At 62.3% G+C, this 13,510-nt stretch carries 13 protein-coding genes; 10 read left to right on the top strand and 3 right to left on the bottom strand.

The features are described from left to right. The first annotated feature begins 40 nt into the window (after positions 1-40). Positions 41-475 (top strand): DUF4440 domain-containing protein, encoded by a 435-nt coding sequence (locus OSW16_RS13125; RefSeq protein ID WP_241806954.1) that lies wholly within the window; start codon positions 41-43, stop codon positions 473-475. Positions 476-525: 50 nt separating this feature from the next. Further along, the gene (hemB, locus tag OSW16_RS13120) at positions 526-1,491 is read left to right on the top strand and encodes a porphobilinogen synthase (protein WP_418942160.1); all 966 of its coding nucleotides are present in this window, start codon (positions 526-528) and stop codon (positions 1,489-1,491) included. 53 nt (positions 1,492-1,544) lie between these two features. Here hemB and OSW16_RS13115 read toward each other — a convergent pair whose 3' ends face one another. Continuing rightward, a complete protein-coding gene (locus tag OSW16_RS13115) occupies positions 1,545-2,750 on the bottom strand; it encodes an S-(hydroxymethyl)glutathione dehydrogenase/class III alcohol dehydrogenase (RefSeq protein WP_267823742.1) in 1,206 nt (401 codons plus the stop codon). Positions 2,751-2,881: 131 nt separating this feature from the next. Here OSW16_RS13115 and OSW16_RS13110 point away from each other — a divergent pair, with 131 nt between their 5' ends. After that, the gene (locus OSW16_RS13110; protein WP_267823740.1) at positions 2,882-3,868 is read left to right on the top strand and encodes a GlxA family transcriptional regulator; all 987 of its coding nucleotides are present in this window, start codon (positions 2,882-2,884) and stop codon (positions 3,866-3,868) included. Positions 3,869-3,887: 19 nt separating this feature from the next. On the opposite strand, the gene OSW16_RS13105 is transcribed toward OSW16_RS13110, so the two are convergent. After that, on the bottom strand, positions 3,888-5,054 hold the full coding sequence (locus OSW16_RS13105; RefSeq protein WP_267823738.1) for an N-acetylmuramoyl-L-alanine amidase: 1,167 nt from the start codon (positions 5,052-5,054) through the stop codon (positions 3,888-3,890). Between the two features lie 129 nt (positions 5,055-5,183). Here OSW16_RS13105 and OSW16_RS13100 point away from each other — a divergent pair, with 129 nt between their 5' ends. The 6 genes from OSW16_RS13100 to thrS are packed head-to-tail and all read left to right on the top strand — an operon-like array spanning position 5,184 to position 10,782. Next, positions 5,184-5,585 carry a Fur family transcriptional regulator gene (locus OSW16_RS13100; RefSeq protein ID WP_267823736.1) on the top strand — a complete coding sequence of 134 codons (402 nt, stop codon included), beginning with the start codon at positions 5,184-5,186 and terminating at the stop codon, positions 5,583-5,585. A 46-nt stretch (positions 5,586-5,631) separates the two neighbouring features. Further along, positions 5,632-5,769 (top strand): hypothetical protein, encoded by a 138-nt coding sequence (locus OSW16_RS13095; RefSeq protein ID WP_267823734.1) that lies wholly within the window; start codon positions 5,632-5,634, stop codon positions 5,767-5,769. 50 nt (positions 5,770-5,819) lie between these two features. Continuing rightward, positions 5,820-6,731 (top strand): GTP cyclohydrolase FolE2, encoded by a 912-nt coding sequence (gene folE2, locus OSW16_RS13090; RefSeq protein ID WP_267823732.1) that lies wholly within the window; start codon positions 5,820-5,822, stop codon positions 6,729-6,731. Further along, a complete protein-coding gene (gene cysS, locus OSW16_RS13085; RefSeq protein WP_267823730.1) occupies positions 6,724-8,154 on the top strand; it encodes a cysteine--tRNA ligase in 1,431 nt (476 codons plus the stop codon). The genes folE2 and cysS overlap by 8 nt, the downstream gene beginning before the upstream one ends. Continuing rightward, positions 8,148-8,735: a 6-pyruvoyl trahydropterin synthase family protein gene (locus tag OSW16_RS13080; RefSeq protein WP_241806945.1), complete on the top strand. Its 588-nt coding sequence runs from the start codon at positions 8,148-8,150 to the stop codon at positions 8,733-8,735. Before cysS ends, OSW16_RS13080 begins: the two co-directional genes overlap by 7 nt. A 40-nt stretch (positions 8,736-8,775) precedes the next feature. Beyond that, the gene (gene thrS / locus OSW16_RS13075; RefSeq protein WP_267823728.1) at positions 8,776-10,782 is read left to right on the top strand and encodes a threonine--tRNA ligase; all 2,007 of its coding nucleotides are present in this window, start codon (positions 8,776-8,778) and stop codon (positions 10,780-10,782) included. Positions 10,783-10,873: 91 nt separating this feature from the next. On the opposite strand, the gene OSW16_RS13070 is transcribed toward thrS, so the two are convergent. After that, positions 10,874-11,131 (bottom strand): type B 50S ribosomal protein L31, encoded by a 258-nt coding sequence (locus OSW16_RS13070; protein WP_241806943.1) that lies wholly within the window; start codon positions 11,129-11,131, stop codon positions 10,874-10,876. A 281-nt stretch (positions 11,132-11,412) separates the two neighbouring features. On the opposite strand from OSW16_RS13070, the gene OSW16_RS13065 reads away from it, so the two are divergent. Further along, positions 11,413-13,503 carry a TonB-dependent siderophore receptor gene (locus OSW16_RS13065; RefSeq protein ID WP_267823725.1) on the top strand — a complete coding sequence of 697 codons (2,091 nt, stop codon included), beginning with the start codon at positions 11,413-11,415 and terminating at the stop codon, positions 13,501-13,503. The last annotated feature ends 7 nt before the right edge of the window (positions 13,504-13,510 follow it).

Below are 13,510 nucleotides of genomic sequence, written 5' to 3'. Positions count from 1 at the left end.
CCCTACGGTTCATCTTTTCGACTCGCGCAGGTAAAACGCCATGACCGAAACACGCACCAACCCTTGCACCGAAACCTACGCCGACACCGAACTGGCCTGCCTGGCAGGTGCCAAAGCAGCGCTCTACCATTGGGCCGCTACCGTGGCTACCCGTGATGTTGATCAGGTACTGGCACTGTACGCACCGGATGCGATCCTGGTGCCGACCCTGTCCAACCAAGTGCGTGACTGCGACGACAGCCGTCGCAACTATTTTGAAAATTTCCTCGCCAACGACGGGCTGGTCTGTGACATCCAGCTGTTCAAAAAGCGCGTCAGCCGCAAGCTGGGCACCGTGGTGGTCGGCGGCCAGTACACCTTCGTCTACCGTGAAGACGGCGAGCAACGGGTAGTGCCAGCGCGCTTTTTGTTCACCTTCGAACGAATCGAACAGCAGTGGCTGATCACCGGCCACCATTCCTCCATCGAGGCATGAAGGTCGTGGCCCACTTCCCGCACTCAACGGGCGCTTTCCCTGCTACGCGCATGCGGCGTAACCGCGCTGACGAATGGACGCGTCGTCTGGTCGCTGAAAACAGCCTGTCTTGCGATGACCTGATCTGGCCGGTCTTTCTCAAGGAAGGCTCAGGTACACGCGAGGCGATCAGCGCCATGCCGGGCCAAGTACGGGTGAGCCTGGCCGAACTGCCGGATCATGTAGGCCGGGCGGTCGAGCTGGGCATTCCGGCCATTGCCCTGTTTCCAGCTACCCCGGCGCAGCGCAAGGACAGTGAGGGTAGCCACGCCCTAGACGCGGACAACCTGATCTGCCGCGCCGCCAGGTTGCTCAAGGCCACATTCCCCAACCTTGGCCTGATCGGCGACGTCGCCCTGGACCCCTACACCGATCATGGCCACGACGGGGTGCTGCGCCAAGGCCGCGTGGCCAACGACGAGACCTTGCAGATGCTGGCGGCTCAAGCCGTGGTCCAGGCCCAGGCCGGCATCGACACCTTGGCACCCTCGGACATGATGGACGGGCGCATCGGCGCGCTCAGGTCAGCGCTGGACCTGGCCGGGTTCAACGAGGTGCGGCTGATGTCCTACGCCGCCAAGTACGCGTCCGGCTTCTACGGCCCGTTCCGCGATGCGCTGGGCTCGGCGGCCATGCTCAAAGGCGACAAGCGCTCGTACCAGATGGACCCGGCCAACAGCGACGAAGCCCTGCGTGAAGTCGCGCTGGACCTTCAAGAAGGCGCCGACATGGTGATGGTCAAGCCCGGCATGCCCTACCTGGACATCATTCAAAGGGTCAAGGCAACCTTTGCCGTGCCAACCTTCGCCTACCAGGTCAGCGGCGAGTATTCGATGCTCAAGGCCGCGATCGACCAGGGCTGGCTGGATCCGGACACGGTCATTCTGGAGGCATTGATGGCGTTCAAACGTGCAGGGTGCAACGGCATTTTGACTTACTTCGCCCTGGAGGCCGCCACGCGACTGCGGCGGGGGTGACGGCCTTGATAGACGCATTCACATCGGTGATGTGAATGCGTCCGTTCAGCGCTTCATATCAAAGGGGTGGAAACCGCTGGTTTGGCAATCACGCGCCCGTCGCGGTCCAGTATCACCCCAGGCAAATCGTGGCTCAGGGTCTCATGCTCCCGATAATGAATGACCGAGCGAATCGCTTCACCGCGCTTGAGGAGATCGAACGCGTGATTCAGCGTTTCGTGGTCCATGTTATGCGTGATGTAGGGGTCGACATTTATTTCCCCGCGCAACCACTCGTCCACCATCCCCGGCAACTCGGAACGCCCCAGCACCCCGCCGAACGCGCTGCCTTTCCAGACGCGGCCGGTAACCAGCTGGAACGGCCACGTGGCGATCTCCTCCCCGCCCCCTGCCACGCCGATGATGATGCTTTCGCCCCACCCTTTGTGGCAGCACTCAAGGGCTGCACGCATCAATTCCACATTACCGACGCATTCGAACGAAAAATCCACGCCGCCGTTGGTCATATCGATGATCACGTTCTGCAGCGGCTCGCGAAAATCCCTTGGGTTGACGCATTCGGTCGCCCCCAGGGAAAGGGCCAACGGAAACTTATTCGGGTTGACGTCGATCCCGATGATCCGCCCCGCCCCCTGTAACACCGCCCCCTGAATGACCGCCATACCGACGGCGCCCAGGCCGAATACCGCGACCGTGTCACCGGGGCGTACCTTGGCGGTATTGCGCACGGCACCGATCCCGGTAGGAATCGCACAGCCCATGATCGAGGCCTTGGCCAATGGTGCCGCAGGGTCGATCTTGGCCACGGCGATTTCCGGCAGGACCGTGTACTCGCTGAATGTGGACGTGCCCATGTAATGAAAGATCGTGCGCCCCTTGTAGGAGAAGCGGCTGGTGCCATCGGGCATCAGCCCCTCCCCCTGGGTTTTGCGAATGGTCTGGCAAAGGTTGGTCTTGCCGGACTTGATGAACGGGCAGTTCGGATCTTCCGGTGTATAGAGCGGGATCACGTGATCGCCCGGCTTGACCGTGGTCACCCCCCGCCCCACGTCCTCGACGATACCGACGCCTTCATGGCCGAGGATGCAGGGGAACTTCCCTTCCGGGTCACGACCGGACAGGGTGAATACATCGGTGTGGCAAAGGCTCGTGGTGACGATACGAACCAGCACCTCGCCCTCTTTGGGCCCCTGCAAGTCGACCTCTTCGAACTCAAGCGGTTGATTGGGCCCCCAGGCGATAGCTGCACGTGTTTTCATGTCGTTCTCCATGTAATGTTATAACGCTTGAGAACATTAACCTGCGTGATTCCGTGCGCCAGATCACCCGGCCAAAAGTGGCCGGATCCGTACGAAATCTGTCCGCAAGCGCCCATGGAGTTCGATCGCGAATGTCTGACCAAGCCTCTTCTGAACGCAGGGTGCACATAGTCATCTACCCCGGTTTCAAATCAATCGAGGCTGTAGGTGCCCTCACCGTCTTCGACTACGCCAACATACGCCAGGCGGCCGAAGGGTTGCCTGCGGCCTACAGCCTGCATCTGGTGGCACCACAACCGGGGCTTGTAGGTTCGGACACCTTGGTCACCCTGCAAGCCGACGACCTTCGTAGCAGCCCACGCCCGCACACCGCACTGGTTGTCGGCGCACGCGACATTGGCACGGCGATAGTCGAGCAGCGGTTGATCGTCGACTGGTGCAGGCAGGCCGCCTCTCGCATCGAGCGGCTGGTCGGCGTTTGCTCGGGGGCTTTTTTTCTTGCCCAAGCGGGAGTCGTAGACGGCCTGAATGTCACTACCCACTGGAGCGTCGCCAGTAAGCTGGCCAGTGATTTCCCCTTGGTCAATGTCGACTCCGATGCCATCTTCATCGAGCAGGGGCGCATATGGACGTGTGCTGGCGTTTCAGCTGCCATCGACCTGAGCCTGGCGCTGGTCGAACAAGACCTCGGCCAGGAAATGGCCCTGCAAATTGCCCGCGAACTGGTGGTATTCCTCAAGCGCCCGGGTGGCCAATCGCAGTTCAGCCAGCACCTGGACAGCCAGATGACCCCGCACTCCGCGATCAGGCGCCTACGGTTGTGGATCCTGCAGAACCTTGATCGGCCGCTGAGCCTGGAGTTGCTCGCCGAGCGCGCGAACATGAGCAGTCGGAACTTGCGCCGGTTGTTCCACAGGGAGTCGGGCTGCTCACCCTTGGTATTCATCGAGCGGGCGCGAATGGAGAAGGCAAGGCGGTTACTGGTGGACGAGGACACTGCACTCAAGCGCATTGCCGACCAGTGCGGTTTCGGCTCCGAAGAACAGATGCGCCGGGTGTTCCAGCGCAACCTCAAGCTGACCCCTCGGCGCTATAGGGAGCAATCCCGCGCTCAATGACGTCTGAGCCAATGAAGGATCACGCCTGCCCCCTGGCCGCGATCAGGCTGCCAGCCGGTGGTTTCTGGCGGAAGTAGCTGTCCAGCCCGTCGAATATCGCCTGCGCCACCTTGCGTTGATGGCGCACATCATGCAGCCGCCGGCAATCTCCAGCATTGGAAATGAAACCGGTCTCGACCAGGATCGAGGGTACCGCCGCTGACTTGAGCACGGCGAAGCCCGCCTGCTCCACCCGCGTTTGATGCAGGCCCGACACCTGCCCAAGCTGGGCGAGCACCTGATGACCGAGATCCAGGCTGGTGGCGATCGTCGAGTTCATCGACATGTCCAGCAGCACGCCCGCGACCATAGGGTCGTGCTCGCGCAGCTTGATCGGTAATCCCCCGCCGACCCTGTCGGCACCGTTTTCGCGCTGCGCCATCCAGCGTGCCATCGACGACGTAGCGCCGCCTTGCGACAAGGCGAACACCGATGCCCCCGACGCCGTGAGCCGCGGTGCAGCATCGGCGTGTACCGAAACGAACAAGTCCGCGTTCAGCCGCTGAGCGAGTTCGGCACGCTTGCGCAGCGGAATGAATACATCGTCACGACGTACCAAGCGCGCCTTGTAGCCCGGCTGCGCATCGATGCGCTTGGCCAGCAAACTGGCGATCTGTAGCGCGACGCGTTTTTCCTGCTCCCCCTTGGCGCCCAGCGCGCCGGGATCTTTACCGCCATGCCCGGCATCGACCACGATCAACAGGTCGCGCTGACGGCGCGAGGGCTTGGCAACCGCTGGCACAACGGCCACCGCTGGCTGAGTGAGCAGCAACTCCAGGCCATGGCTCGCTGTGTTGAGCGAGCGCACTTCGCTGCGCACCGCCGAGTCGGCTAAGTCGAGCACGATACGCAAGTCACCCGTGGCGGTAATGCCACTGCGCACGGCCGTGACCGCAGTGCCGTCCAGGGCGAGCTCGTTCAGTGACGCCTCCAGCGTGGCATGAGGAAGATCAAGCACCAATCGCGCAGGCGCTGTGAGGCTGAAATGCTTCGCGGCTACCGGCCCGGTCAACTCCAGCGACACCTTGGTCACGCTGCCCGCCCGGCTCACCCGGACCCGTTTCACCGCCTGCCCGGCTTGCGCCGCCAGAGGCAGCGGCAATGCCAGGCAGGCAAGCACTAATTTCAGCACTCTGCGTCGATCCATACGTACTCCTGTTGACCTGCGAACCAGCGGCCCCCCGGCAATTTAGCTGGCCATTTTATAAATGTTACTTTATAACATCCTACTTCCAGATAAAAATGAAGACTGCCTGCCAAACGCAAGGAGGCCTGCATGCAACTGACCAGCAATCAGCAACGTGTCCTGATGGCGCTTCGGCAAGCCGACAAGCCGCTCAGTGCCTACGCCATCCTGGACAGCCTGCGCAATGAAGGTGTCAGGGCGCCGACGCAGATCTACCGCGCGCTGGGCCACCTGGCCGAGCAAGGCTTGATTCACCGGCTGGAGTCTTTGAACGCTTATGTCAGTTGCACCTGCCCAGGCCAGTGCGAAGCAGGTTTCAGAGCGTTCGCCATCTGCGATAGCTGCGGCCACGTCGATGAGTTCAACGTGCCGCACCTGAGCCAGGCCTTGGGTCTCTGGATGAAACAGAACGTGTTTTCGCTGTGCAGCTCGGTCATCGAGTTGCGCGGTAAATGTGCCCTCTGCACTCGCCGTGATGCAGGCGAGAACTGAGCAGAGCCGCACGCATGCGCACCCCCCTTTATCACGAGGCGTCCCGATGAGCACCCCCATCCCCAATAGCAACGAGGCCGCGCTGCGCCCGCGCTTCGATGCTTGTCTGCTGACCGATGAGGAAATGGCCCAGGGACCGCAAGGCTGGGTGAAGCTGCCCAACCCGTTCACCCGCGGGACCTGATTCATACGCCTTGCTGCAAGGTGCAAGGCTCCCACCACTGGATATACATGATGAGCTCAGCATTACCCGACGTTTCCGTCACCGACCTCGCCCCTACCCTCAGCCCGCTGCAATGGGTCGGGATGCAAGGTATCGACCTGCCGCTAAGGATCGAAGAACCGGCCTACCAGCGCGAGCTGCACGCCCGGGCGGATGTCCAGGTCGACCTGCCAGCACCGCACGTCAAAGGCATTCACATGTCCAGGCTCTACCGCCTGCTGGACGCCTGGGGGGAGGCTGCAGCGCTGTCGCCGGCAAGCCTGTTTGCGCTGTTGCAGGACATGATCGATAGCCATCACGACTGCGAAAGCCGCAATGCCAGGTTGCGCCTGGATTTCGACCTTCTGGTTCGCCGCCCTGCACTGGTGACCGAGGGCCTATCTGGCTGGAAGTCGTACCCGGTTCACGTGCTCGCCACGAAGGTCGGGGGGGTGACGAACCTGAGCATCGAGGTCAGGATCGGCTACTCCTCGACGTGCCCCTGCTCGGCCGCTTTGTCCCGGCAATTGATCGAGGACGGCTTTGTGCGAGCCTTCAAAGACCAGCCACTGCTCGAAGCCAGCGCCGTCGCGCAGTGGCTGCGCAGCAACGCATCGCTGGCCACGCCGCACAGCCAACGCAGCGAAGCCCGGGTGCGCGTCGCGGTGCCTGCCGATGCCCCTGATCTGGGGTTGCTGGCCCTCATCGACCAAGTCGAAGGCGCCTTGCGCACCCCGGTTCAGACCGCCGTGAAGCGGGCTGACGAACAGGCGTTCGCAGCCCTCAACGGGCAGAACCTGATGTTCGTCGAGGACGCTGCGCGGCGTATCCAGTTCAGCCTGCACGGTTACCGCGATAGCCAAGTGCATGTTCGCCACCTGGAAAGCCTGCACCCGCACGATGCCTCGGCTTGGTCCGCCCCGCAGGCCGCTGCACATGACTGAACCGATCTACCTGCACAACACGCTTACCCGGCGTAAGGAAGTGCTGCGCACCGCAAGCCCCGAGCGAGTGACGATGTACGTCTGCGGCCCCACGGTCTACAACTATGCGCACATCGGCAATGCCCGCCCTGCGGTGGTCTTCGACCTATTGGCCAGGCTGCTGCGCCACGACTATGCCGAGCTGGTGTATGCCCGCAACTTCACCGACGTAGACGACAAGATCAATGCCGCCGCGGCAGCGGCAGGCGTGCCCATCGCCGATATCACTGACCGCTTCATCGATGCGTACCATCAGGACATGACGGCACTCGGGGTGGCGTCACCCGACCTCGAACCCCGGGTCACCGCGCACATCCCGCAGATCATCGAGTTGATCGAGACCCTCATCGCGCGTGGCCATGCCTATGTGGCGCAAGGCCATGTCCTGTTCCATGTGCCCTCCTACCCAGCCTACGGCGAGCTTTCCGGCCGTAACACCAAGGACATGCTGGCGGGCGCCCGCGTGGAGGTCGCGCCTTACAAGCGCGACGCGCTGGACTTCGTGCTGTGGAAGCCGTCCACGGCCGACCAACCCGGCTGGAGCAGCCCCTGGGGCAGAGGCCGGCCGGGCTGGCATGTGGAGTGCTCGGCGATGATCGGGCAACACCTTGGGCATACCATCGACATCCATGGGGGTGGCCAGGACCTGATCTTCCCTCACCATGAGAACGAGATTGCCCAAGGCACCTGTGCCCACGGCACGTTGTACTGCCGCACCTGGGTGCACAACAGCTTCGTCACCGTGGATGGGCAGAAGATGTCCAAATCACTGGGCAACGTGCTACTGGTGCGCGACCTGCTCAGCCAGGCCCCTGGCGAAGCGATTCGGCTGGCGTTGCTGTCCACCCACTACCGTCGCCCGATGGACTGGAACGCCGAGCGCCTGAGCGCGGCCGTGCAGAGCCTCATCCGCTTCTACGCTAGCCTGGCTCGCTGCGACGATCTGCCCGGCGCCAACGATGTACCAGCCGACGCGCAATTGCTTGCTGCCCTCAGGAACGACCTGGGCGTCGCTGAAGCCCTGGCCCGCCTGCATGTGCTGCGCCAGGCGCTCGACAATGCCAGTGACGGTGCATCCCGTGCCCAGGCCAAGGCCCGGCTGCTCAAGTCGGCCGCGCTACTCGGCCTGTTGCAGCAGGCACCGCTGGCAGCACTGCGGGGCCTGCAGCCACACAGGGACGAGCCGCCACCGCAAGCCGCGTTACTCCGTTTGCTCGAGGCCCGCGAGGCCGCGCGCAAAACCCGCGACTTTGCCACTGCCGACCGACTGCGCAGCGAGCTGGAAGAGGCTGGCTACACCGCCGAGGATACCGCCCAAGGGCCAAGACTGCGCCGCCTCCAGCAGCCCACCCGCGGCCGCGACAATGCAGGTGACCCATGCTGATTCGCAAACTGTTCAAATTCGAGAACGCCCACATCGTGCGGGGCTGCAGCACCCGGCGCTGTTCCCACTCTATTCATGGGCACTCCTACAAGGTCGAGCTGATCCTGCACGCCGACGCGCTGGACAATGGTCAGATGGTCTACGATTTCGGCCTGCTCAAGGGCGACATCAGGGACTTGATCGACGCCTTTGACCATAGCGTCGCGCTGTGGTCCGGTGATGATCCCGACTACCTGGCGTCGGTCCGCCGGCATTCGGAACGCTGGGTGCTGGTGCCGGTTTCGCCCAGCGCCGAACAGTTCTCGCGCCTGTTCTTCTGCCTGGTCGACGCAGCGCTGTCGCAGGCCGAAATGCGCAATGGCGAGGCGGATGTACGCTTGCATTCGGTCATCGTGCATGAAACCGAGACCGGCTACGCCCAGTGCTTCCGGGCAGACGCGCAGAACCCGCGAATGGGCCTGATCGACCTGCACGCCATCGAATTTTCGCCCGCCATCTGCCAAGCCTGGGCAAACCCAGGCGTGTTCGAGCACCTCAAATCCCACTCCGCCATGCTGCAGACCGAGCAAGGGCTGGGTTGACCGACCCGCCGCCACACTATTGAACGCCGAGCCTGAAAAAATGCCAGAAAACGCCCAACCCCCCGCCTTCTCCGTGACCTTGCCCGACGGGTCGCAGCGTCACTTCGACAGCCCCGTCACCGTGCTCGACGTCGCACGATCGATTGGCCCCGGCCTTGCTCGTAGCACCGTTGCCGGCAAGCTCGACGGGCAGTTGGTCGATGCCTGCGAGGTTATCGACCACGATGTGAGCTTGCAGATCATCACGCCCAAGGATGACGAAGGCCTGGAAATCATCCGACACTCCTGCGCTCACCTGCTTGGGCACGCCTTGAAACAGTTGTTCCCCACCGCGCAGATGGTGATCGGGCCAGTGATTCGCGATGGCTTCTACTACGATGTCGCCTATGAAAGGCCGTTCACCCCGGCCGACCTGGAGGCTATCGAGGCCCGCATGCGCGAACTGGTCGCCCAGGACTACGACGTGATCAAGCGCATGCTCAGCCGCGCAGAAGCCATCGACGTGTTCAGCGCCCGCAACGAAACCTACAAGCTTCGCTTGATCGACGATCTCCCGATGGCCACGCACCTCGGCTTGTACTTCCATCAGGAATATGTCGACATGTGCCGCGGTCCGCATGTGCCGAACACCCGCCTGCTGAAAGCATTCAAGCTCACCAAGCTGGCCGGCGCCTACTGGCGCGGTGATGCGCGCAACGAACAACTGCAGCGCATCTATGGCACTGCCTGGGCCGATGCCAGACAGCTCGCGGAGCACCTGCGCGGTCTCGAAGAGGCAGAAAAGCGCGATCATCGCAAATTGGGCCGCGAGCTCGACCTGTTTCATTTCGAAGACGATGCGCCTGGCGCGGTGTTCTGGCATCCACGGGGCTGGGCTGTATTCCAGTCGCTGATCGCCTACATGCGTCGTCGCCGGGACGACGGAGACTACATCGAGGTCAACACGCCGGATGTGATGGACCGCAGCCTGTGGGAAATTTCCGGCCACTGGCACAACTACCGCGACAACATGTTCACCACCGAAACCGAAGATGGCCGTGCACTGGCGCTCAAGCCCATGAACTGCCCCGGCGGCTCGCTGCTTTACAAGCACGGCCTGAAAAGCTATCGGGACCTGCCAATTCGCATGGGCGAATTCGGCAAGGTGCACCGCTACGAACCCTCGGGTGCGCTGCACGGGCTGCTACGGGTGCGCCACTTCACCCAGGACGATGCGCACATCTTCTGCACGCCACAGCAGATGGATCAGGAATGCCAGTCGGTGGTGGCCATGGTGCTCGACATCTATCGCCAGTTTGGCTTCGAGCATGTGCGTATCAAGCTTTCCACACGCCCGAACAACCGTATGGGCGACGATGCCACATGGGACCTGCTGGAAGGCTCGCTGATCACCGCGCTCAACGCTATGCACCTGGCCTATCAGGTGAACCCCGGCGAAGGCGCGTTCTATGGGCCGAAGCTTGAGTTCGTGCTGCGCGACGCCATTGGCCGGGACTGGCAATGCGGCACCCTGCAGGTGGATATGAACCTGCCAGCACGTTTCGGCCTGGAGTATGTCGACGAGGACGGCCAGCGCCAGCGACCGGTGATGCTGCATAGTGCACTGTTCGGCTCGCTGGAGCGCTTCACTGGCATCCTGCTCGAACACCATGCCGGTAAGCTGCCAGCCTGGCTGTCGCCGGTACAGGTGGCGGTGTCCTCGATCACTCAGCAGTACGCAGGTTATGCCCAGGATGTGGCGAAGCTGTTGCGCGGCGCCGGCTTGCGTGTCGAGGCCGATACGCGCAATGAAAAGATCGGCTACAAGGTGCGCGAGCAGACCTTGCAACGTGTTCCGTTCCTGTTGATTGCCGGTGCCAAGGAACAGGCAGAAGGCACCATCGCCATTCGCAACCGCGACGGACAAGACATGGGCAGCTTCGAACTGCGCTCGGCCATCGACCTGCTGTTGCAGCAGTGCCAAGCGCCGGATGCGGCTGAGCGGCGACTGGAGATGGAGCGCCTGTGGGCGGGCGTCTCGCCTGCCAATCGCTCAGCGACTGCCTGAACCCGCCTTGAACCAACGCCTCTGGAGGGCAGCATTGCATGCGACCCTCCAGAGTGCGCTGACACGGTTCGCCTTCTAGCCCAGCCTGCTGTTACGGCTTACCGCCAAACCCGGAAAAGCGTTTCTTGAAGTTGGCGATGCGCCCTTCAGTCGTGGCTTGACGTTGCTGGCCGGTATACACCGGATGCGAGGCGCTGGAAACGTCCAGTTGCACGTAGGGATAAGTCTTGCCGTCGGTGTGCTGGTAGGTGCGGTCGGATTCGGCCGTAGAGCCGATGAGGAAGAAGATGTTCGCTGAGGTGTCGTGGAACAGCACGGGGCGATAGTTGGGATGGATGCCAGGTTTCATAAATAACTCCTTAACGTTACTGGATAACATTACACTACCAATACGAATCACTTGCAACTGGGAATGATCATTAAGCTCTGGCGTTACGTTATTACATCTTCTAAAATGCGCGCCCCAAGATGAACGTTTCCTCATCAAGATTCATTTGTCAGGCCTGGCGCTAGGCCTGCGCCGTGACACCTGACGTGTGTCCCTTGTAATCCCTTACCAACTCGCGGGCAGTGCCCAAGCCAGGACAACTAAAAAATGCAGCGTTATGGCGTGAAAAACGGAGACTTTTCGTGAACCCTCGTACACCCCTTCTGGCCGGCCTGACGCTGGGTTTGTTCGGCCAGCCGATTCTAGCGGCAGAACCTTTGGTGCTGGACGAAACCGCCATCACCGACGTTTACCTCCAAGAGCGCGCCGACGGGCCGGTGCAAGGTTATCGTGCCACCCGCTCAGCCACGGCCACCCGCACCGATACCGACATCCGCGACACACCGCAGAGTATCGATGTCGTGCCCGCGCAGGTCATCAAGGACCTCAACACCACCCGCATCGACCGCGCCCTGGACTTTGCTGGCGGCGTGTCGCGGCAGAACAATTTCGGCGGCCTGACGTTCCTCAACTACAGTGTGCGCGGCTTCACCACTGGCGAGCTGTACAAGAACGGTTTCGCCATCAACCGCGGCAGCTACAGCGCGCCGGACACGTCCAACATCGAGCGCATCGAAGTGCTCAAAGGCCCGGCTGCCAGCCTGTACGGCCGTGGCGACCCTGGAGGCCTGGTCAACATCGTCACCAAGCGTCCCCAGGCCGAAGCGTTCAGCAACCTCACCCTCAGTGCCGGCAGCTGGGATCGCTACCGCACCGCCCTGGACGCCAACTCGCCGCTGGACAGCGAAGGGAACCTGTTGGGCCGGATCAACCTCGCCATCGAGGACAACGACAGCTTCCGCGATCATGTCGGCAGCGAGCGCCGTATCGTCAGCCCCTCCCTGAGCTGGCAGCTGTCGCCCGACACCCGGCTGATGATCGACACCGAGTTTTCCCGTACCGAGTCGGTGTTCGACCGTGGCATTCCGGCGGTCAACGGCGAAATGGGTTCGGTCAAGCGCTCGACCTTCCTCGGCGAGCCGAATGACGGCAAGATCCGCAACGACAACCAGACCCTCGACCTCGCACTGGAACACGTGCTCAACGACAACTGGAAGCTGCGCCTGGCCAACCACTACACCCAAGGCACGCTCAAGGGCAACAGCTCCGAGCCCCAGGCCCTGGTGGGCACCACCATCACGCGCTTCTATCGCGAACGCGACTTCGAATGGAACGACAACATCACCCAGGCCGAGCTGCACGGGCAGTTCGAGTTGGGTGGCTGGCAGCATCAGACCCTGGTCGGGCTGGAGTACGAAAACTACCGCAACAGCCAGAAGTACCCGCAAAGCGCCACCTCTGCAGGGTATGGCCTGGATATCTACAACCCGGTATACGGCAAGCCGAAGCCGGCCATCACCCGTGCCAACGACTTTTTCGAGCACACTGAAAGCTACGCGATCAACCTGCAAGACCAGATCGCCTTCACCGACCGCTTGCGCGGACTGCTGGGTGTACGCCTGGAGCGCTTCGAGCAGACATCGCAGAACCGCACCACCGGTGCCAGCGACAGCCAGGAAAAGGACGTCGCGACTCCGCGCATCGGGGTCTTGTATCAACTGACCCCGCAAGTCGGCGTGTTCGCCAACGCATCCACGTCGTTCAAACCCAACACCATCGGCACCCAGGGTCAGGTCTACAAGCCTGAAAAGGGCTTGGGTTACGAGACCGGGGTCAAGCTCGACCTGCTCGACAGCCGCCTGGGCGCGACCATCGCCCTGTTCCATATCGACAAGGAGAACGTCATCACCACCGACGCCCTTGGCGAGAGCGTGGCGGCTGGCGAGGCCCGCAGCCAAGGCCTGGACCTGCAGTTCAGCGGTCAGCTGACCGACGCCTTGCGGGTGATCGGTGCCTACGCCTATATCGACGTGGAGGTCACCAAGGGCGACGCGGCCCTGCCAAAAGGCAGCGACCTGCTGGGCATCGCTCGCAACAGCGGCAGCGTGATGGGTGTGTACGAATTCCAGGAAGGTGCCCTGCGCGGTTCGGACGTTGGGGCGGCGGTGAATTACGTCGGCGAACGTTCCGGTCAGGCCGGCAGCGACTTCACCCTGGACGCCTATACCACCGTCGACCTGTTGGCGCATTACAAGGCCAGCGAACAGGTCACCGTCGGCCTCAACCTCAACAACCTGTTCGACCGCAAGTACTACGAACGGTCGTACAACAGTTCTTGGGTGCTGCCCGGTGAGCCGCGCAACTTCAGTGTCAGCCTGACCCTAAGCCTTTGAACCGAGG

Origin of the sequence: Pseudomonas putida (genome assembly GCF_026625125.1) — a bacterium.
In the GTDB taxonomy this organism is placed as follows: domain Bacteria; phylum Pseudomonadota; class Gammaproteobacteria; order Pseudomonadales; family Pseudomonadaceae; genus Aquipseudomonas; species Aquipseudomonas putida_X.
The sequence above is the reverse complement of the archived record's forward strand: the minus strand, read 5'-3'. Positions and strand labels throughout refer to the sequence as shown.

Coding starts and splice junctions, on each gene's coding strand:
- OSW16_RS13110 (WP_267823740.1), top strand. CDS start 2,882: ATGTCTGACCAAGCCTCTTCTGAACGCAGGGTGCACATAGTCATCTAC.
- cysS (WP_267823730.1), top strand. CDS start 6,724: ATGACTGAACCGATCTACCTGCACAACACGCTTACCCGGCGTAAGGAA.
- hemB (WP_418942160.1), top strand. CDS start 526: ATGCGGCGTAACCGCGCTGACGAATGGACGCGTCGTCTGGTCGCTGAA.
- folE2 (WP_267823732.1), top strand. CDS start 5,820: ATGAGCTCAGCATTACCCGACGTTTCCGTCACCGACCTCGCCCCTACC.
- OSW16_RS13095 (WP_267823734.1), top strand. CDS start 5,632: ATGAGCACCCCCATCCCCAATAGCAACGAGGCCGCGCTGCGCCCGCGC.
- OSW16_RS13125 (WP_241806954.1), top strand. CDS start 41: ATGACCGAAACACGCACCAACCCTTGCACCGAAACCTACGCCGACACC.
- OSW16_RS13105 (WP_267823738.1), bottom strand. CDS start 5,054: ATGGATCGACGCAGAGTGCTGAAATTAGTGCTTGCCTGCCTGGCATTG.
- OSW16_RS13115 (WP_267823742.1), bottom strand. CDS start 2,750: ATGAAAACACGTGCAGCTATCGCCTGGGGGCCCAATCAACCGCTTGAG.
- thrS (WP_267823728.1), top strand. CDS start 8,776: ATGCCAGAAAACGCCCAACCCCCCGCCTTCTCCGTGACCTTGCCCGAC.
- OSW16_RS13070 (WP_241806943.1), bottom strand. CDS start 11,131: ATGAAACCTGGCATCCATCCCAACTATCGCCCCGTGCTGTTCCACGAC.
- OSW16_RS13100 (WP_267823736.1), top strand. CDS start 5,184: ATGCAACTGACCAGCAATCAGCAACGTGTCCTGATGGCGCTTCGGCAA.
- OSW16_RS13080 (WP_241806945.1), top strand. CDS start 8,148: ATGCTGATTCGCAAACTGTTCAAATTCGAGAACGCCCACATCGTGCGG.